Here is an 18763-nt window from a genome sequence, read left to right as displayed (position 1 = left end):
CTGAGGGCACTTCCGGGGCGTCGGGGACGTGGAAAGCGGCGCGGAGACGTGCGCCAATCTGCGCGCTGCAGCCGACGAACAGGTATTCCAGATTCCGCAGGTGGGTGACTTTACCGACCTTGGTTCCCTCCGGGTTATAGATACCGATTTGGGCACCCACGTAGCGTTTATAGTCAAAAGCCAGCGCCACGCAGTCCTCAAAACCAGCCGCCACCGCGTCAAACAGGGTGTCAAAATCAATCCAAGATTCATTGTTATAGGACAGCACCAGCGTGTCCGTGTCGACCTGCGCAATCAGGCTTTGCAGAGCCTGGGGCATCTCGCGTTTCCGGTTATACGCCGAATGTGTGGCAGAATCCCGGGCGTCCACCCGCTTTTGCGCCACGCCGTAAGCCTCGGGGCAATCCCAGCGAATCAGCGTCTCCCAAATGTGATAGTTCGTAAAGTAACGATGCTGGTTATAGGGCGGATCGAGGTAAACCAGGTCAAAACGCGGGGTCGCGGGGTCGGCGATGAGTGCGTTCGTGTCGCGCTGGTAGGTGGTGCCCGTACCGTCCAAAAGCTCGGGCACCCGCAGTTCCAGGTCATTGTACGAGCGCGGAGCCCACTGTTTCAGGTACGCCATCTGCAGTCCGGTCGTGGAGTCTACCCGGTCCGCCGCCTCCATCAGGGAGGTCAGCAGGATAGGGTAGTGGGGGTCGGTGGCAAACTCCGCCTCAATACGATCGCGGATAGCGTCAATACGCGCTCCGTTCCGCGGTTGGAAGAACCGAGACTTTTCGCAAAACGTTTCCGTAAAGTATCCCGGGTTGCCGGGGGTGGCTTCTAGATCGCACAAGAGAGTTCGTAGCTCGCGGTCGTTTATCTGACGTTTGTCGGTGGCGATATAGCAATCCGCGAGTACCCTCGAATAGCTGGCCACATCGTTGGCTGCCGTGGTAATTCCGAGGGCCTTGAAAGCCTGTGCGACCCGGGTCGTCCCGGTAAAGGCGTCAAGGGCGGTGCGTGCGCCCGACAGGTCCGCAATCTGTGCCAATGCCGGCACCAAAGTGCGTTTTGAACCCAGGTACTTAATCACACGTGCTCCCTCTTTTCCTCGAGATTAACATGAGGAAACGGGAAAAACCGCGCAGGCACACGGAAAAACGGGAAATCGAGACTTGCGACCAGGAAAAATGAAACTACATACCGCCGGTGTAGCCGAGCTGACCCCAGGCGTAATACAGCCCAATGGCCGCTGAAATAGAGAGGTTCAAGGAGCGGCGCCCCTCCAGCATGGGAATCCGAACCCGACTGGTGACACGCGGGTCATCCATGACTTCAACCGGCAGCCCGGTATCTTCGGGGCCAAACATGAGACCGTCCCCGTCCTGGAACTGAATCTGGGGCAGCAGTACGTCAGTGTGGCCGGTAAAGGCATAAAGTTTTCCGGGCACGTGCGCTAAGCAGTCGTCCAAATCGGGGTGACGCTCCAAGTGTGCCAGGTCGTGATAGTCCAGTCCCGCCCGTTTCAGCTTGGTGTCGTTATCCAGGTCAAACACGGTCGGCTCGACCACGTGTAGGGTAGCGCCGGTGCAGGCGGCCAAACGAATAGCGGCACCGGTATTCCCGGCAATGCGAGGTTGAAAGAAAATCACGTGCAACATAACGTCCCTATTCTAGGGAGGTTTTTCGCTGCAGCGGAAAATCCGGCGCTGAAACCTGTAAAATAGACAGAATGGCTTACGAAATGGATTGGCGCGCGGGGCTCGGCAGCTTGCTCAACGCTGGCGAGGTTGATGCTACGAACCAGCCTCTGGCCATCCAGATAGAGGGAGAAACCTTGGTTCCCCTGCGTATCAACTCGTCCGGAGACTGGTCAGAAAAGCGTGCCACTTGGCGTGATCTGACCTCGCGCTGGGCCTCGGTCACCAAGGGACTGAACGCGACGCAACTCGCCGCGATGCGCCATCTTTTTGAACACAGTGCCCGAGCCCAGCTCGTAAAGTTGAGCAACCTGGACTCCACCGGGCTGGACCTCCTGGAAAAGTGCATCACCAGTGGAGTTAGCGTGTTTTCTGACACTACTCGCACCACCGTGTTGCGTCCCGTGGCTCCCGACCCTCAAACTGTCTTGGTCATTACCCAGCACGAGGGTGGCTCGGTGACGGTGGCGGCCGGCACCGAAACTGCTAGTGCTGGCGAGCCCTCAGAAGCGCCCGAGAACACAGAGGCCGTCTGCCAGCCTCTCGGGCCGCGACTGGACGCCTTGCACGGGCGTTTCGTGGCGTGCGTCGGCTTAAAAGCTGGTGTGAACGAGGAGCTGAACGCGCTGGCCGCGGCGCAAGCTCGATGGGAAATCCCGGCTGCGCAAGCCAACGAATTTTGGGCCAACTACGCCAAACGTCTGGGGGAGCTGGGGGTGCTGTCCCGCGACTCGATGCATCTGACCCACGAACACGTTTTCGGTCCTCCCCGATTGTGCGGATTGCTGCGACTGAACGAAATGAACCCGAAACTGGTCGAAATCCGCTGGACCGTGCGTCGCCGCTCGGCTGCCGCAGCGGTAGAAGTGGCTTTGGACCCCGACACCCCCGATTTGGAAATTCAGGAAACTATGCGGGGCGTCGGCTCCATGGGGGGCTGGAATGAATCCGAAATTCAGACGTTCTTTACGAAAAAATTTCCCATTTTTGAGTTGGACCGGATTCGCGAGTTTATCAACACCACCAACGTTTCCGAACGCGCTGAAGTCAACATTTCCCCCGGACTGCAACACATTCAGATTTTCTCTGACGGCCCGGTGCTCGATTTGCGGATTGACCAGGCGCTTTCTCCCACTGAAGGGACGCTCCGGTCTGACGACGCAGCCCCGGACTTCGAGGCAGATTTTTGCGAGCTTCCCGAGGGTGAGCCGCGTGGCAGGGGGCTGCGTTACGGGCTGAACCTGGGACTGCGCCTAGGTCAGGAGGACTTGGATACGAAAGAGTTTCTGGCGGCTCTGGGGCGGGTGGAGCGCTGGTGGCAAACTCCCGGAGGCAACTGGGTGGATTTGTATGCGGCGAAAAACCAGCAGCTGAAACGCCTGATTCGCGAGTTCACCGATTTGGGGCTCAACGATTTTTCCGGCAGCGCTGATTTTACGGTCGGGATTTCTAATTTCGGGCTGATTTCGGCATTGGACGCGATGGCCGCAACGCGCCAGTTTTCCGGCGATTGGGAACACGCCGTCAATCTGCTGGTGAATCCGCCCGAAGTATCGACTCCCGCGTTGGCACAAGGTACTTGGCGTGGGTATCAAGAGGATGGCTTCCGTTGGATGACGGCTCGGGCCGAGGCCGGTTTGGGCGGCATCTTGGCTGACGACATGGGCTTGGGCAAGACTATGCAGATGCTGGCGGTCATTGCTGGGCAAAAGCTGCAGTTGGCAGATAATCCCGCGGACTGTGCTGCAGTGTTCGTGGTGGTACCGGCCAGTTTGATGGGAACGTGGGAGGAGCAAGCCTCGCGGTGGTTCCCGGATTTGCGGGTATATACCCAAAGGACGAGCGTGGGCAAAGCCGCCGCGGACTGGGATCAGGTCGCCCGCGAGGTTCAGCAAGCCGACCTGGTGCTGACCACCTATACGCTGGCCCGGATGGACATAGATTTCTGGCAAACTCAGAGTTTTTCTGGTTTAGTTTTCGATGAAGCCCAGTTTGTGAAAAACCCTTCCACCGCCACCCATAAAGCCTTGGTGCGTTTGCGGGCTAAGTGGGCTTTTGCCCTGACCGGCACACCCATCGAAAACACCGCCACCGACTTGTGGTCGATCATGTCGCTGACTGTTCCTACGGTGCTGCCCAGCTTGCCGGTATTTTCGCGCCGTTTTGCCGCTGAGACGCTCAGCGATCGCAGCGAGGCGGCGGCCGAGCTTTCGGATCGGGTGGCACCGTTCCTGCTGCGCCGCACCAAAGACAGCGTTGCCCAGGAACTGCCCGAAAAGATCGAACAGATAGTCTCTATCGACCTGGAGCCGGTGCAGCGAACCTGGTACGCCAAGTATTTGACGGCGGCCAGAGCCCAGGCGGCGGACGCTAATTCTCCACGTATCAATATCCTTACGGCGCTGACCCGCCTGCGGCAACTCGCTTTGAGCGCCCGGCTCATCGACCATCACGCGCACGAGGACGGTGCGAAAGTCACGTATCTGCTGCAAACGTTGGAGGGTCTGCGCAACGATGGCCGCTCGTCTTCCCGGAAACGCCACCAGGCACTGGTGTTTTCTCAGTTCACTTCCTTCCTGGCGATACTGCGGGAAAGGCTGGACGAGGCGGGAATTGAGTACGCCTACCTAGACGGCACCAGTCGGGACCGCGACCGGCAGGGGGCACGATTCCAAAACGGGGCAGTCGAAGTGTTCCTGATTTCGTTGAAGGCCGGTGGGTTTGGTTTGAACCTCACAGAGGCGGATTACGTGTTTCTCACCGATCCGTGGTGGAATCCGGCGGCGGAGGCCCAAGCTGTCGACCGGGCACACCGGCTGGGTCAAAAACGGTTCGTGAACGTCTATCGGCTGGTCGCCGCCGACACTATCGAACAGCGCGTTTTGGAGCTGCAAGAAAAGAAACGCGACCTCATCGGGGCGGTGCTCTCCGGTCAAGAAAACCGGGACGTGTCCGCAGGAATCACCCTGGAACAGTTGCGTAGCCTTCTGGGATAGAGCTTTCGGCAGGATAGCCGAGGGGCGGCGCGCGGTAAATTTTTCCCAAATTCCGGCGCTGTCTGAAAGGGCATGAAACAATGAAGCTATGAATGATGACATTGTTGAAGGGCGTAATTATTTCCAACGTTCCGCCGTCCGGGCGAAGTCCTTGGTACGCGGCGACCCGCTGGTGGGTTCGGGTCTGATTGTCATTGGGGTGTACTCGGGTAACGCTGAAGTCGCGGAGGTGATGCGCGGCTCGGCAAAGACGGTTCGTTTCATGCGTCCTGATGGCACGCTTTCCGCTGAAGCGGCGACTGATCCAGCTCAGATTGGCATCAAATTGGCCAGTGGTTACGTGTTGGTGAAAGCCAGCGCAACCGGCAAAGATGATGTGGATGAGAATGCCTTTTTCCTGACCCCGACCGCTTCAATGGTCGAGATTTGGCAGTTCGCTGAAGCCGATTGAGTTCAATTCGCTCCGCGAGCCGGCAATCACGGGGTTTTGCGCCAAAGTTTCGTACCGGTGTTTTTGTGTTGCGGACTTCGTTTTGAGAATGTTGCCTAAACCCGCTAAATTTGATTTGCCTTTAGCACCAGCGAGGGTGGCGGAATGGTAGACGCGCAAGCTTGAGGTGCTTGTGACCAATTGCGGTCGTGAGGGTTCAAGTCCCTTTCCTCGCACAAGACCCGGAAATCCGGGTCTTTGTCGTATTTTCGTTCGGGAGGTTGCATGTCTGAAACACCTTTCGTTCGAGGAATCGCCAAATCTGTTTCTACCAGCGCCGCAATGGGGGAAATCGGCGCCCATCGGCCCTTTCCGGTGCATGGCACCAACCTGACCTTGGACGTGCCGCGGGCTGCGGACGCCCCCGAAGTTGCGGCCGCTTGCCAGGATCCTGAAATCCAGCGTTTTACGACGGTCCCGGTGCCTTTCGGCCCGGAACACGCGGATAACTTTTTAAACGAACTTTGCCCCCAGCTGTGGGACGAGGGGGGAGCCAGCTGGATCATCCGCACTTATGAATTCCAAACTCCCCACGTGGCGGGCACGATTTCTTTGCGGGTCGGGTTGGAAAAGACCGCCAATGTCGGGTACTGGATGGCGCCAGAGTGGCGGGGCCGCGGGTTGATGCGTGAGGCGCTGCAACTGGCGGTCACCACTGCGTTTAACCTGTTGGGTTTCCAATGCGTGACTTTGCAGGCTCATCCGGATAATCTGGCGTCTATCCGAGTTGCCTGGCGTTGCGGATTCCGTTTTGGCGGTATCTTGCGCGGTATTGGAATGCATCAGGACCAGCGAGAGGACCGGGCCATGGCGACGCTGCTGCCGGGGGACCCGCTGGAACCGGCGACCTCGTGGACCGCCCTTATGAAACTATTGCAGCAAAGTCACCGGGGAAACGCCTCGGACTAGGGAAAGAAGTACAAAAATGAGTGAACCAACACTGCCAGCCCCCGACCCGCGCGACCCCGAAGCCCTCGTGCGGCAATTTCATCACGTTTACGGTCTGCCGGTGGTGACTACCGGACCAAACATTGAAAATGAGCGGATGCATATGCGCTTGTCGCTGATTTTAGAAGAAACTTCCGAGCTGGTGCGCGCCCTGTACGGTCAAAAAGCCTATGCGGCGCTGCGCGGGGTTATGGACGGGATTAGCGAGCTCGATGAAGGGGAGCGCGATACGGTCGAGGTCGCCGATGCTTTGGCGGATTTGACCTATGTGGTTTACGGCATGGCCCTGGAGGCGGGTATCAACCTGCCGGCAGTATTGCAGGAAGTTCAGGCGTCCAATATGTCAAAGCTGGGTCCCGATGGGAAACCGATTTATCGCGAGGACGGCAAAGTTTTGAAGGGGGAGGGATTCTTTCCCCCGAATATCGCCCGAGCATTGCAGGTCCCGCTGGCCGCGGAACTATAGGCCCCGATGCCTCGCGGGCAGAAATATCTCACGTGAAACCGGTGCACTAGCTGGCTTTTAGGTTAGGATTAAGACGTTTTGTTTGAAATTTGTCAATTCTATGTGAGCCGAAGCGGGAGGTAGTGTGGTTCGAGTTACTGTAGTCGGCGGCGGTTACGGGGGAATCACCGTAGCCGGCGGTTTGGATGATGTCGCCGAAGTAACTTTGGTGGAGCAAAAAGACCAGTTTGTGCATCACGCGGCGGCTTTGCGCGCTGCGGTTGACGATATTTGGACCCACACCATATTCCTGCCCTATTCGCGCCTGTTAAAGCACGGCCGGGTCGTGCACGGGGAAGCGACCCGAGTCGAGGGAACCACTGTCCACCTGGCAAATCACGACCCTATTGAGGCGGACTATTTGGTTTTAGCTACGGGGACGACCTACCCTTATCCGGCGAAACACAATATTCCGACCGCATCGTTGGCGAAACGCCGTCTGGAAGAAACCCGACGTAACCTGTCTCAAGCGAAGCGGGTCATGTTGGTTGGTGCGGGTACTGTCGCTATCGAATTCGCCGGCGAGTTGTTCACGAACTTCCCCGATATGGAAATCATCATGGTGGATCGTTCCCCGCATATTTTGGGTTCCAACGAGTACGCCGAAGACTTGCGAAACGTTTTGACTGCGGAGTTGCAGCAGGCCGGTGTACATCTGGTTTTGGGCGCTCCTTTGGCTTACTTGCCGCCGACCGACATCGGCGAGTTGGCTCCTTTCCATGTCGAGACTGGGGCCGGAGTCGGGATTGACGCGGACATGTGGTTCCTGTGCTACGGCGCCCAAACGGCTTCGGGCTATCTGCGGGCAAACTACGGTGATTCCCTCAACAGTGAGGGGCAGGTCGCGGTGGACGAATACTTGCGGGTCAAGGGCCAGGAGCACGTCTACGCGGTCGGTGACATTACCGATGTTCACGAGTCTAAACGGGCTGATGCCGCCCGGGCGCACGCGCGGGTAGTGGTGGCAAACATTAAGGCAGAAATCGCCGGGAAGGCCCCTACCACCACCTATACCCCCGGCAAGATGTGGATTGTCCTCCCACTGGGGGTCGAGGGCGGAGCCTCCCAGTTGACCGGTCCAAACGGTGAATCTCAAATCGTAGGTCCCGATGAGACCTCGGAAATCAAAGGTACCGACCTGATGGTGACGATGGTCAGAGGTCAGCTGCACCTGCCTTAGGCCGGTTTTGGCTCAACCGTGGCGAATGGTGAGCCCGCACCAGGGCACTGCGCTGGCGTCATCGGTTGGCTTAGGTTCGCGGGGGAAGCCGCTGGTTTCGCCCGGAATACCCTGCAAACTTTGGTCGTGCCGATTAGAATTGACCCTATGAGAGATCCTCGCACGGAGTTAGATAATTTGATTGCCGCGCTGCAGCGGCATTTGGAAGTGGCGTCTGTGGCGGACAGTGAGATGGACGATTCGCCGGTTCTGAGCAACGCCGAAGAAAAACTTCGTGATGCCTTCTTTACCTATGACGATGCGCTGTTCACCGCCACCGGGGTTGAGTTGCCTTTCGACATCTTAGACGAGGACGACGATGATTTCGTAGATGACCTCGATGATGAAGATGATCTCATCGATGACTTCGACGGTGATGACGACGACGATAACGATTATCTCGATGAAGGCGATTTAGAGAACTTTGACCTGCACGGCGAGGACTGATTTCGTCTGTCTCGGTGTCGCCTCTGAAAGGTCACGCTGGGCAGCGGGGTGCAAAAGCACTAGGCCGCCGGGAGGCGCGGGTCGGACACTTCATCCAATGCCGACATGACCTGACGCGGCACTTTCGTGCCTAGCGCCCCCAAGATTTGGTGGAACTGCTCGGCGCTACGCGCACCAACGATGGCGCTGGAGACACCGGGCTTTTGCAAAGCCCAAGCAAGCGATACCGCCAGCGGAGAAACCTCCAGGCCCTGCGCCGCGGTCGCCACCGATTCCACAATGCTGCGGTAACGTCCTTGCAGGTAGGGCTGCACAAAACCCTGCAGGTGAAGGGAGGCTCCGCGAGAATCCGGGGGCAGGGAGTTGCGATATTTACCGGTCAAAACCCCGCGTCCTAACGCCGACCATCCCAAGAATCCGAATCCCAGCGACTGGGCGGCGGGCAAAACTTCGGCTTCAGCCTGCCGGTTTAACAGCGAGTATTCATTTTCCACTGCCGCCAAACCCGGCACGTTGACCGTGCCTTCCCGCAAGCGCGCCGCCGCGTAAGCGCACTGCCAACCTGCATGGTTGGACAGTCCCACGTACCGCGCTTTTCCGCTTGACCAGGCCGACCACAACGCGCCCAGCACCAGGTCAAAGTCAGTTTGCGGATCGGGGACTTGAATGAGCCACAAGTCTACGTAATCTGTGCCCAGGGTGGTCAAAGTGCGATCCAGACTGCTCAAAAGGTTGTGGCGCGAAGCATCCACGAAAGACTCATCGTGACGCCGTGAAACCCCCGCTTTTGACACAATGACCAGGTCCTCACGGGGAAAACCGGAGGAGTCCGCGCTGGTAGCATCCGTTGCGGTCGAACCGGAGTGACTCAATATACGGCCCAGCACCTGCTCGGCCTGGCCGTCTCCGTAGGTCGGGGACGTATCGACCAGGTTCCCTCCCGCCTCGACAAAGGCCTCTAACTGAGCGGCCGCTTCGGACTCTAAGGTATCTCGACCCCAGGTCAGGGTTCCCAGTCCCAAGGCTGAAACCCGCATACCGGTATTTCCCAGATGACGCATTTCCATGGTTTCCAGCCTAATCGAGGAAGCGCTCCGAACTGCCTAGCCCGCGGCGGTAGGACCGATTTCTGCAATTTTTTCCACCTGCGCCGGGTCCAGGTCCGGGGCTGTGCCACCAAAAGCGGGACACAGGTTTTGAAAGTAGCACCAGTCGCAGAGCCGGGATTGCCGGGTTTCAAAACGTTTCGCTTGCAGGTGAGCGGCTATGTCTGACCACAACGCGTTAAGTTCAGTTTCAAATTCGCTCACATCGGCATCGGTCGGGTCAAACGTCAACACCTGGGGGTTGCCTCCCAAGAATAGCAGCTGGGTGCGTTTGGGGGTGACCTGATACTGTTCCCGGTACAGCAGGGCATACATTCGCATCTGAAACACATATTCCCCGGTAAAGCGCATATCGGGAGCCTTGCCGGTTTTGTAATCGATGATGCGCACGTCCCCGTTGCCCGCACGCTCCACCCGGTCAATGAAACCGCGCAACCTTAAACCGCTGGATAATACCGTTTCTACCCCCAGCTCCCGGCCGCTGGGGTGCAGCCGACGGGGATCTTCCAGGGAAAAATAGGCATCAATAAGCTGTCGGGCCGCAGCTTTCAATTCCTCCTCGGATGTCTGGGCCAGTATTTCGGACAGTTTATAAGCTCCTTCCGTGACCTTCTCCCAAGCGCTGTCCACGGTTTCGCGTACCGTGGGGGCTTGGCGGTCGGCGGGCGGCAAATCAAACATGTCCTCCAGCACCTTATGCACTAAACTGCCGCGCAGGGCGGCGGGGCTTTGCGGCTCAGGGAGTTTGTCGACATACTTGAAACGCCACTTCAGGGGGCATTGTTGAAACTGTTTCGCCGAAGATGCCGAAAGCGCCGGGGGACGAGAGGCCTGGGCAGGAACTGATTCACTCATGCTTTCAGGCTAATCGCCGGGCCGCCAAAAATCCGTCCGTTTACCAACCGATTGTGTCGGGTCGAAAAACCATAGGTTAAGATAAAGGTTATGGCTCAATCTCAGGAAAAACCATCCGTTCCCGGCGGTCCAGCGCGCCGCCGCGGCCCTTTTCGCAGTGGAGAGTGGGTCCAACTGACCGACGAAAAAGGTCGGGTGCATACGACCCTGCTGCGCGAAAACGGCTATTTCCAATGCCATCAAGGAGCCCTGCACCACAGGGAAATCATCGGGAAACCGGAGGGCACAATTGTTCCCGCGGAGCGCGGCGAACACCGCTTCACCGCGCTGCGTCCCCTGCTGGTTGATTATCATCTATCCATGCCGCGCGGGGCACAAATCCTCTATCCGAAAGATGCCGCGCAAATCGTGATGGAAGGCGATATTTTCCCTGGCGCTAACGTTGTTGAAGCCGGGGTGGGCAGCGGGGCGATGACCATGAGTTTGCTGGGGGCGGTAGGGCCGTCCGGGCACGTCACCAGTTTTGAGTTGCGTCCAGATTTTGCTGAGGTAGCGCGCTGCAACGTGGAAATGTGGTTCTGCGGGGATGTGGACAACTGGGAGTTGCGTCTGGCTGATCTTAGTGAGGGGCTGCACGAGGGCGTGGCGGACCAGACGGTGGATCGCGTGGTGTTGGATATGTTGAAACCGTGGGAACATTTGGAACAGGTTCACCGAGTGCTGGTGCCTGGCGGGGTGTTGACCTGCTATCTCACCACCATTACGCAGCTGGCGCGGATGGTCCAAGACTTACGAAACTTCGGGGGTTTCACGGCCTTGCGCTCCTGGGAGTCCCTGGTCCGGCCCTGGCACGTTGACGGTTTGGCGGTGCGACCCGATCACCGCATGATTGCCCACACCGGATTTATATTTACGGCCCGCCGTTTGGCTGACGGCGAAACTTCCATTCGGCACGGCGAAGAAGCGGTTGGTCAGTTCGACCCCCGCGATGCCCTGTGGGAAAACGACAACCTTGACTACGAAGCGTCACGGCCGATTTCGGACCAAAAACTGCGTCGCGTCATCAGGGATGCCCAGGAAAAAGCTGCCTACCAGCGGGAACAGGCGGATCGCCGCACCGTGCTTGAGGAGGAAAACGATGAATGATTCCGACACGAGTATTGAGGACTTGAAACGTGAGGTCATCTCCGTTGGCGAACACAACGCCCGTCTGAAAACCGCCCTACGAGAATCAAAAACGCAACTCGAGTCCCTGCGCTCCCAACTGCGACAAATCGGTCAACCTCCCTTGTCACGAGCCATTTTTGAAGGGTTTTCCACCGACAAGGTACCCGGTGCGGACGCGAGCCAACCCTCCCGACTGGCCGAGGTCGCTTGGGAAGGCAAACACGTTCGCTTGGCGGTGCAGGAATTCGCGGGGGTGGACCAGCTGCAGCCGGGGGACGCCGTGTGGATAGACGCCACCCCGGTAGTTGTGGGCTTTGCGACCAGGGCCCTGTCTGGGAGCGTGGCGGTCATTCGTGACCTGAAAATGGACCGGGCGGTCGTGCGGCTGTCCAGCGGAACTGAAATTGTAGTGTGCCTGCGTGCCGGATTCGCCAAAACCCTGAAAGCCGGTGACACCTTGTTGGTGGATACGCGGGCCGGTTGGGGAATGGAACTGCTGGAAAGTGCCGGCGTGGAACAGGCCCTGCAGCCCGAAGTTCCGGAAGTCACCTATGACGATATCGGGGGACTGGACACGGAAATCAAACATATCCGCGCTGCCGTAGAGATGCCCTATACCCATCGCGATCTGTTCGCCTCCTACGGTCTGAGTGCTCCCAAAGGAGTCTTGCTGTACGGGCCTCCGGGCTGCGGCAAAACCATGCTGGCCAAGGCCGTAGCCACGTCTCTGGCGGTGCAATACGATCAACCCAGCGTGTTCCTTTCCGTGAAAGGACCCGAACTGCTGAGCAAGTTCGTGGGCGAAACCGAACGGCAGATCCGCGCTATTTTTGACCGCGCCCGGGAACTGGCGGCGGGTACTCACCCCGTGGTGGTGTTCTTTGATGAGATGGAGGCCCTGTTCCGTACCCGCGGCTCGGGCATTTCCTCCGATGTGGAAAATATGCTGGTACCCCAACTGTTAACCGAGATGGACGGTTTGGACGAACTGCGCGATGTCATCGTCATCGGCGCTTCGAACCGGGAGGACATGATTGATCCGGCGCTGCTACGTCCCGGCCGTTTTGACGTCAAAATTCGCGTGGGGCGTCCGGATGCGTCAGCTGCACGCGGTATTTTGGCGCACCATCTCAGTCCGGCGACCCCTTTCGATGAGGTACAGATGAACGCTGCCGGGGGAGCGACAGTTTTTGCCGTAAACCTGGTGGAGGCCGCGGTCAATCGCCTATTTGTCCAGGAGCCAGCCACCTATCTGTGTACCTTGCGCTACGTTGAGGTGGGGGGCAAAGAGCAGGAACGCAAAGTGTTCTTTAGCGACATGATTTCCGGGGCTTTACTGGTTTCGATTGCGAACCAAGCCAAAAATCTGGCCATAGGCCGCGAACTGAACGGCGAGGGTCGTGGGATTCGTCTGGAGGACCTCAACGCCGCGCTCACGGACACAATCGCTCAGACCGCGGCGCTCACGGCGCTGCTACCCCCGGAAGCTCTGGCACGAGACTTGGGAATCAACTGTATCGCCAGCGGGGTAGTCCGCGACCCGTCATATTCCTAGTCAGGGGTCGGGCTGATGACAAATCAACGTGTGGTAGGAATCGAAACCGAGTATGGCGTAGCGCTTGACCCGGATACAGAAGTTTACGCAAATCCCAGTCTGCGGCACAGTCCCGAGGGTTTGTCCGTGATTACAGCACAAGCGGTGCGTTCTTGGCAGGCGAGTTTGCGTCCTGACGGGCGGGCGATTGGTTGGGACTGGGAGGGGGAGGACCCCTTGAATGACCTGCGCGGCACTCGTTTGGAACGTGCCAGCGCTGATCCAACCATGCTGACCGATGATCCCCACCGGTTTGCCCCGGCGGCTTCCCCTGCAGACACTACCGCGGATGACACGTTTTCAGCTCAGGAACTGGTGGGCCAATCTTCTCCCATGCTCACGAATGTGGTGTTGACGAATGGGGGCCGGTTCTATGTCGACCATGCTCACCCCGAATACTCCACTCCCGAAGTGTTGACTGCCCGCGACGCGGTGGTGTGGGACGTAGCTGGGGAATACGTAGCCAGACGAGCTATGAGCGTTGCCGCCGGCTACGATTCTCCGATTGCACTGTACAAGAACAACACCGATTCCAAAGGGTTGGCATACGGTTCGCACGAGAACTATCTGTTGGCCCGGGAAGTGCCGTTTGCGCTGCTGCGCGACTGCCTGGTGCCGTTTTTGGTGACACGCCCGGTCATCTGCGGTGCCGGCCGGGTCGGTATCGGGAAAAACAGTGAAACTTGCGGTTTCCAAATGTCGCAGCGCGCGGATTTCGTGGGGGATTTGGTTGGTTTGCAAACGACTTTCAACCGTCCCATCGTCAATACTCGTGACGAATCCCACGCCGATTCAAAGTGGCGCCGCCTGCACGTTATTAACGGCGATGCCAACCGGTTCCCCGGCTCTATCCTGGCAAAAGTCGCCTCGAGTCGGGCGTGGTTGGCGGCTTTGGAAGCGGCTTGGAAGTCCGGTCACAGTGCCCCGCCGGTAGAGGGCCTGTTCCTGGAGTGCGATCCGGTGGAGGCCGGGTGGCAGGTTTCCCACGACATCGACTTTACGATGACACTGCGGTGTGCTGACGGGACAGAACGCAGCGCTTTGGAGTGGCAGTGGGCGGCAGCGAATACAGTGGCGGATTTCTTGCATTCCCAAGACCGGGACGTATTGGTGGCGGATGCCCTCACTGATGCCCTGACCTGGGTAGATACCGTGCGAATGCTGCGCGAAGATTCCGGAGCGGCAGCGCGGCGCATCGAGTGGGTGGCGAAACGCACGATTTTCCAGGCTCTGAGCGAGCGGATTCCTGGGGGCTGGTCCAGCGCGAAACTGGCAGCCCTGGATATTCAGTGGGCTGATTTGCGTCCCGGTTTGTCACCGGTCGATAAACTGCGAGCCAAAGGCCACGTTGAGGACATCGCGCCCGCCACCGAAATTATTATGGCGGCCACCCAGCCTCCTACCGGCACTCGTGCAAAAGTGCGGGGGGACGCGGTAGCTCACCGAAAAGACCTGGTCGCAGCCAGTTGGACATCTCTGGTAGTCCGTGCCGGGTGGGATCGGCTGCAGCGTGTTTCCCTACTGGATCCGTTCTCGGATGAGGCCCCAACTTCGTAATTGCGTCAATAGCGCATAACCTAATGAATTAGACGAAGTAGCACAATGGAGACTGTTATGAAACAAGACCAGACGAATTATCCGGGGACTCCCGCCTCACCTGACTCGAGCGCGGTCCCGTTCGGACGCGGTCAGATTCAAGAACCGACCGGGCTGGATGACTTGCTCGACGAAATCGAGGACCTGGTCGCCGAGGACGCCGGAACTTTTGTGCAGGGATTTGTGCAAAAAGGCGGGGAGTGAACCTTGGCGCGAAACGCTCACCTGGAACAGTTGCCGCGCCGCATTTTCGGTATTGAAACGGAATACGGCATTCTCGCCGCCGCGGTGTCGGGCGGTGCCCCGGTGGTGGACGCGGACACGGCCGGACGGGTGTTGTTTCATGACGTTTTAGCCCGCAGCCAAAGCACTTCAGTGTTTCTCCCTAACGGGGCGCGCCTTTATCTCGATGTTGGGTCCCACCCCGAATACGCTACCGCGGAATGTCTGAGTTTGGACGACGTGTTGAACCAGGATCGGGCCGGGGCGGAAATTCTGGCGGAAATGGCAGGTGCGGCCAGCGAGCGCCTGAGCGCCCAAACTGGTACAAAAACCCAGGTACACCTGTTTAAGAACAACTTGGACGCGGCGGGTCACTCGTGCGGTTGCCACGAAAACTATCTGCTGTACCGGGACGGGAAGTTTCGTTCCCTGGTCGATTCCCTCGTCTCATTCCTGGTGACGCGCCAAGTCTTTACCGGGGCCGGCGCCCTGCTGCGAATCCAGGGTGAAACCCGCTTTTGTTTTTCGCAGCGAGCTTTCCAGATAGATGACGCAGTCTCCGCCGCCACGACCTCCACCCGTCCTTTAGTCAATACTCGTGATGAACCCCACGCGGACGCGAAACGGTATCGCCGTTTGCATGTCATTGTCGGGGATTCCAACGTTTTGGAGCCTCCGACACGTTTCAAAATCGCGACGATGAACCTGTTGCTGGCCGCTTTGGAGGCCGGCGTGGATTTCTCCGACCTAGCTCTGGTTTCGCCCATCGCCGCGTTACGCGATATTACCTCGGACGTCACGAGTTTTGGGGGACAAGTCCGGGTGGAGCTGACGGACGGCCGGCGCTACGGCGCCCTGGACGTGCAAGAGGTTTTCCGCGACCGTCTGTCAGACGTGTTCTCCGGGGCTGAGTTGGGTGCGGATTACCGCGAGGTGCTGGCCCAGTGGGGGCAATGGTTAGAGGCTCTGCGGAATCAGGAATTGGAGGTTTTGACTGGCCAGCTGGATTGGGCGACAAAGTTGTCTTTGCTCAACGGCCTGCGCCAGCGCCACAATCTGGCGTTGGACGATCCGAAGATAGCTCGTTTGGATTTGGCATACCACGACATCACTCCCAGGGGACTTCGCCTGGATCAGCGCGGCTTAGCAACCCGATTGACCTGCCCGGACGCGGTTGAGGCTGCGAAAAATGTGCCTCCGCAAAACACTCGTGCCAAGGTGCGCGGCGCGTTGATTGCCGCAGCGCGAGAACACCGGGCGGATTTGCAAGCCGATTGGACTCATTTGCGTTTGCCGGAATCAGGGTTGGGAACCGTGACACTCAGCGACCCCTTCGCGGTTGACAGCACGGAAGTCGATATGCTTATGAAAACAATGGAGGCAGCTTGAGCGAAGAAACTCCCCGGCGTTCCTCGCACCGAGCCGCGGGCCCGGTTGATGCAGGAACTTACGTCAGGCGTGAGGTTGACCCGAACCTTTCGCCGCGCCGGCGTGCCAGAATGCAGGCGCAAGCTGCCGAGCAACAGTCCGCCCCGGCCGCCCCGCCGATGACGGACGGCGCCAAGGACTTGCTGACATCTTGGCTGAAAGCGAACGGTTTCGAGGACTTGGAGTCTTTCCAAGAAATGACCCGCAGAGCCGAATCCCAGCTTCGTCAAACTCCACCGACAGGCGATACGCCCCCTCCCTCCCCAGCGCTTTCGGCGGAAAATCCTGTGTACAGGTCTTTGGACCCTGCGAACCTGGAGGTGCCCTCCTCACTACCGCCACGGCCAAGCACGTTGCCGCGCCGAGCCGCTCGCTCGGCGGTACGCCAGGGAGTGCAAACTCCCGCCGCGGCCTCCCATCAACCGGATTTCACCTCGCGTCCCGTACCTGCCGAGTCTGACGTTGCGTTGCCTGTCGTGTCCCCGGAAGCGCCAGCAGCCCCCTCTCTAGCTGTTGCGGATACGCCAGCTCAGATAGCTGCTCCACCAGAAGCTCCGGTGCGAGACTCGGTCTTGAACCTTCCTCCCGAAGTCGTGCCCACGGTCAGTTTGCGGCGTGAAGATGTACAAAACCTGGCTGGAGCGGAATCGAAAAAACCGAAAACTCACAGTCCCCGCCGAGCGGCAAAACTCCGGCGTGCCGCATCTTTACCCCGGACCCCGAAACCGTTGGCGAAAACGAAAGTCGTTCCGATTGCTCTCACCTTGGGGATTTTGCTGGCGCTAAGCGTGGCATTGTTGCTGTTGATTATGTGGTACCGCAGTGCCGTGGCCGTCAGCGACCCCGCGAAATCAAAAATCGAAGTCTTGGGAGCAATTGGCGCCCAACCCGTGCTGACTCTGTCCGAACCCATCCCTCTGGAAAAAAGTTCCACCGAACTTTTGATAAAAGGCAGGGGACAACAGATTAAAGATGATTCCATCGTAGCGTTGCGGGTCACGGTCTTTTCCGGAATGACCGGGAAACTGCAGTCCACCTCTGGCGATGAATCCGTGCTGGTCGGCCCGCTTTCGGCCAAGGTCTTTGGTACGGAACTGTATAACGCAGTGCGCGGCGCCACCGAAGGCTCGCGCTATCTGTTGAAACAACCTGTCGAACAACAGGGTACATCCACCATGGAAATCGGGGTTATTGATATCATCCCAACATCCCTGAACTCCCAGATGGCAGCCTTGCCGCCCGATGCTGGGCTGTCCGTAAGCGAAGACCAGGGCCAGGTGCGCCTGGCGATTCTTTCGGACTTTAGCGGCGATTTTCGTTCTTACCCCTTGATTACCGGCTCCGGGGCGACGGTTGGTCCTGGCCAAACCGTACTGGTGAAATATCAAGAATTTTCTTACTCGAATCCACCTGCTTTGTTGAAAGACCACTGGTCCGAGCCGGTGAAGCTGAAACTTGATGATAAAGTGCAGCAGGGGGTGGCGCGCGGCATTGTGGACCGCAAGATTGGTTCGCGGATGCTCCTGGAGGTGCCGCCCGCCGAAGGCTCTGGCAATCAGGCGACCATCCTGGTGGTAGACATTTTAGCGGCTTGGAATAATCCCGAAGCGACGAAAGAATCCTGAGGTGACAAATGCCGAATCGTTATGCCAGCGACACCCTAACCGTGCGTGTCATTCCCTGTTTGGACGTAAACGCGGGCCGCGTAGTCAAAGGTGTCAACTTTGAAAATTTGCGCGATGCAGGAGACCCGGTCGAGTTGGCGGCGCGCTACTGCGCGGCCGGAGCGGACGAAATCACGTTCCTGGACGTGTCGGCCTCCGTGGAGGGTCGGGCGACGATGGCGGAAGTCGTGCAGCAGTGCGCTCGTGAAATTTTTGTACCCCTAACGGTCGGCGGGGGCGTGCGCAGCGTTGCCGATGTGGAACGGTTACTGAAATCTGGTGCCGATAAGGTCAGTATCAACACCGCCGCGATTGCCCGCCCGGAACTCATTACCGAGATTGCGTCCCGCTTCGGGGTGCAGGTGTTGGTGCTGTCGGCCGATGCCCGGCGGGTCCAGGGTGGGGTACGCACCCCTTCGGGATATGAAGTCACCACGCATGGAGGCAAACAATCGACCGGGATTGACCTGTTGGAATGGATTGGTCAGGCTTGTGAACGCGGAGCCGGGGAAGTGTTGTTGAACTCGATGGATGCTGACGGCACCAAGGCAGGCTTCGATATTGAGATGCTGCAGGCGGTGCGTCCGGTCTGTCCCGTTCCCCTTATTGCTTCGGGCGGGGCGGGCAGTGTTGAACATTTTGTGGCGGCCGCACAAGCCGGGGCGGATGCGGTGTTGGGCGCTTCCGTCTTTCACTTCGGTGAGATTACAGTCGCTGAAGTTAAAGCTGCTCTCAGCGCGGCGGGCTTCCCGATTCGCTAGTTTTCGCGGTAAAGCCTGAAATCTTTGCGGCCTTATTTCGTTACGGGTGACTGCCTAATTCATTTTGAAAATTAATTTTG

Annotated in this window: 17 protein-coding genes and 1 tRNA gene; 14 read left to right on the top strand and 4 right to left on the bottom strand. The window is 58.5% G+C overall.

Annotated features, from left to right (window positions below):
• Both AC5LBQ_RS08035 and AC5LBQ_RS08030 read right to left on the bottom strand, forming a co-directional pair.
• On the bottom strand, positions 1-1078 hold a 1078-nt coding region (locus AC5LBQ_RS08035; protein WP_493265153.1), incomplete at its 3' end, for a DNA adenine methylase.
• Positions 1079-1181: 103 nt separating this feature from the next.
• Positions 1182-1646, bottom strand: a complete 465-nt coding sequence (locus AC5LBQ_RS08030) for a tRNA (cytidine(34)-2'-O)-methyltransferase (RefSeq protein ID WP_297346506.1) — start codon at positions 1644-1646, stop codon at positions 1182-1184.
• 71 nt (positions 1647-1717) lie between these two features.
• Between AC5LBQ_RS08030 and AC5LBQ_RS08025 the strand changes: the two genes are divergently transcribed.
• The 7 genes from AC5LBQ_RS08025 (at position 1718) to AC5LBQ_RS07995 (ending at position 8290) form a co-directional block, all read left to right on the top strand.
• Positions 1718-4681 carry a DEAD/DEAH box helicase gene (locus tag AC5LBQ_RS08025; protein ID WP_493265152.1) on the top strand — a complete coding sequence of 988 codons (2964 nt, stop codon included), beginning with the start codon at positions 1718-1720 and terminating at the stop codon, positions 4679-4681.
• Positions 4682-4769: 88 nt separating this feature from the next.
• On the top strand, positions 4770-5132 hold the full coding sequence (locus AC5LBQ_RS08020) for a hypothetical protein (RefSeq protein ID WP_282921536.1): 363 nt from the start codon (positions 4770-4772) through the stop codon (positions 5130-5132).
• Positions 5133-5262: 130 nt separating this feature from the next.
• Positions 5263-5347: transfer RNA gene (locus tag AC5LBQ_RS08015), tRNA-Leu, on the top strand.
• Between the two features lie 49 nt (positions 5348-5396).
• A complete protein-coding gene (locus AC5LBQ_RS08010) occupies positions 5397-6080 on the top strand; it encodes a GNAT family N-acetyltransferase (RefSeq protein ID WP_491680392.1) in 684 nt (227 codons plus the stop codon).
• A 16-nt stretch (positions 6081-6096) separates the two neighbouring features.
• Positions 6097-6585, top strand: a complete 489-nt coding sequence (locus tag AC5LBQ_RS08005; RefSeq protein WP_493265151.1) for a pyrophosphohydrolase domain-containing protein — start codon at positions 6097-6099, stop codon at positions 6583-6585.
• 124 nt (positions 6586-6709) lie between these two features.
• On the top strand, positions 6710-7804 hold the full coding sequence (locus AC5LBQ_RS08000) for an FAD-dependent oxidoreductase (RefSeq protein WP_493265150.1): 1095 nt from the start codon (positions 6710-6712) through the stop codon (positions 7802-7804).
• 147 nt (positions 7805-7951) lie between these two features.
• Positions 7952-8290, top strand: a complete 339-nt coding sequence (locus tag AC5LBQ_RS07995) for a DNA primase (RefSeq protein ID WP_493265149.1) — start codon at positions 7952-7954, stop codon at positions 8288-8290.
• A gap of 59 nt (positions 8291-8349) precedes the next feature.
• Here AC5LBQ_RS07995 and AC5LBQ_RS07990 read toward each other — a convergent pair whose 3' ends face one another.
• A complete protein-coding gene (locus AC5LBQ_RS07990; protein WP_493265148.1) occupies positions 8350-9357 on the bottom strand; it encodes an aldo/keto reductase in 1008 nt (335 codons plus the stop codon).
• A gap of 36 nt (positions 9358-9393) precedes the next feature.
• Entirely contained in the window at positions 9394-10251 is an 858-nt protein-coding gene (locus AC5LBQ_RS07985; RefSeq protein ID WP_493265147.1) for a RecB family exonuclease, read from the bottom strand.
• A gap of 90 nt (positions 10252-10341) precedes the next feature.
• On the opposite strand from AC5LBQ_RS07985, the gene AC5LBQ_RS07980 reads away from it, so the two are divergent.
• From AC5LBQ_RS07980 to hisF, 7 genes are read left to right on the top strand one after another with little or no spacing between them, the layout of a single operon-like run.
• A complete protein-coding gene (locus AC5LBQ_RS07980) occupies positions 10342-11397 on the top strand; it encodes a tRNA (adenine-N1)-methyltransferase (protein WP_493265146.1) in 1056 nt (351 codons plus the stop codon).
• The gene (gene arc / locus AC5LBQ_RS07975; protein ID WP_493265145.1) at positions 11390-12973 is read left to right on the top strand and encodes a proteasome ATPase; all 1584 of its coding nucleotides are present in this window, start codon (positions 11390-11392) and stop codon (positions 12971-12973) included. The genes AC5LBQ_RS07980 and arc overlap by 8 nt, the downstream gene beginning before the upstream one ends.
• 15 nt (positions 12974-12988) lie before the next feature.
• Complete coding sequence (locus AC5LBQ_RS07970; protein WP_493265144.1) at positions 12989-14569, top strand: proteasome accessory factor PafA2 family protein; 1581 nt, start codon at positions 12989-12991, stop codon at positions 14567-14569.
• A 45-nt stretch (positions 14570-14614) separates the two neighbouring features.
• The gene (locus AC5LBQ_RS07965; RefSeq protein ID WP_493265143.1) at positions 14615-14812 is read left to right on the top strand and encodes a ubiquitin-like protein Pup; all 198 of its coding nucleotides are present in this window, start codon (positions 14615-14617) and stop codon (positions 14810-14812) included.
• A 3-nt stretch (positions 14813-14815) separates the two neighbouring features.
• Positions 14816-16219 (top strand): proteasome accessory factor PafA2 family protein, encoded by a 1404-nt coding sequence (locus AC5LBQ_RS07960; RefSeq protein WP_493265142.1) that lies wholly within the window; start codon positions 14816-14818, stop codon positions 16217-16219.
• Positions 16216-17883: an FKBP-type peptidyl-prolyl cis-trans isomerase gene (locus AC5LBQ_RS07955; RefSeq protein ID WP_493265141.1), complete on the top strand. Its 1668-nt coding sequence runs from the start codon at positions 16216-16218 to the stop codon at positions 17881-17883. Before AC5LBQ_RS07960 ends, AC5LBQ_RS07955 begins: the two co-directional genes overlap by 4 nt.
• An 8-nt stretch (positions 17884-17891) precedes the next feature.
• Positions 17892-18683 (top strand): imidazole glycerol phosphate synthase subunit HisF, encoded by a 792-nt coding sequence (gene hisF, locus AC5LBQ_RS07950; protein ID WP_491680382.1) that lies wholly within the window; start codon positions 17892-17894, stop codon positions 18681-18683.
• The last annotated feature ends 80 nt before the right edge of the window (positions 18684-18763 follow it).

This window comes from Mobiluncus sp. (assembly GCF_985070215.1).
This window is presented reverse-complemented; position numbering and strand designations above follow the sequence as displayed.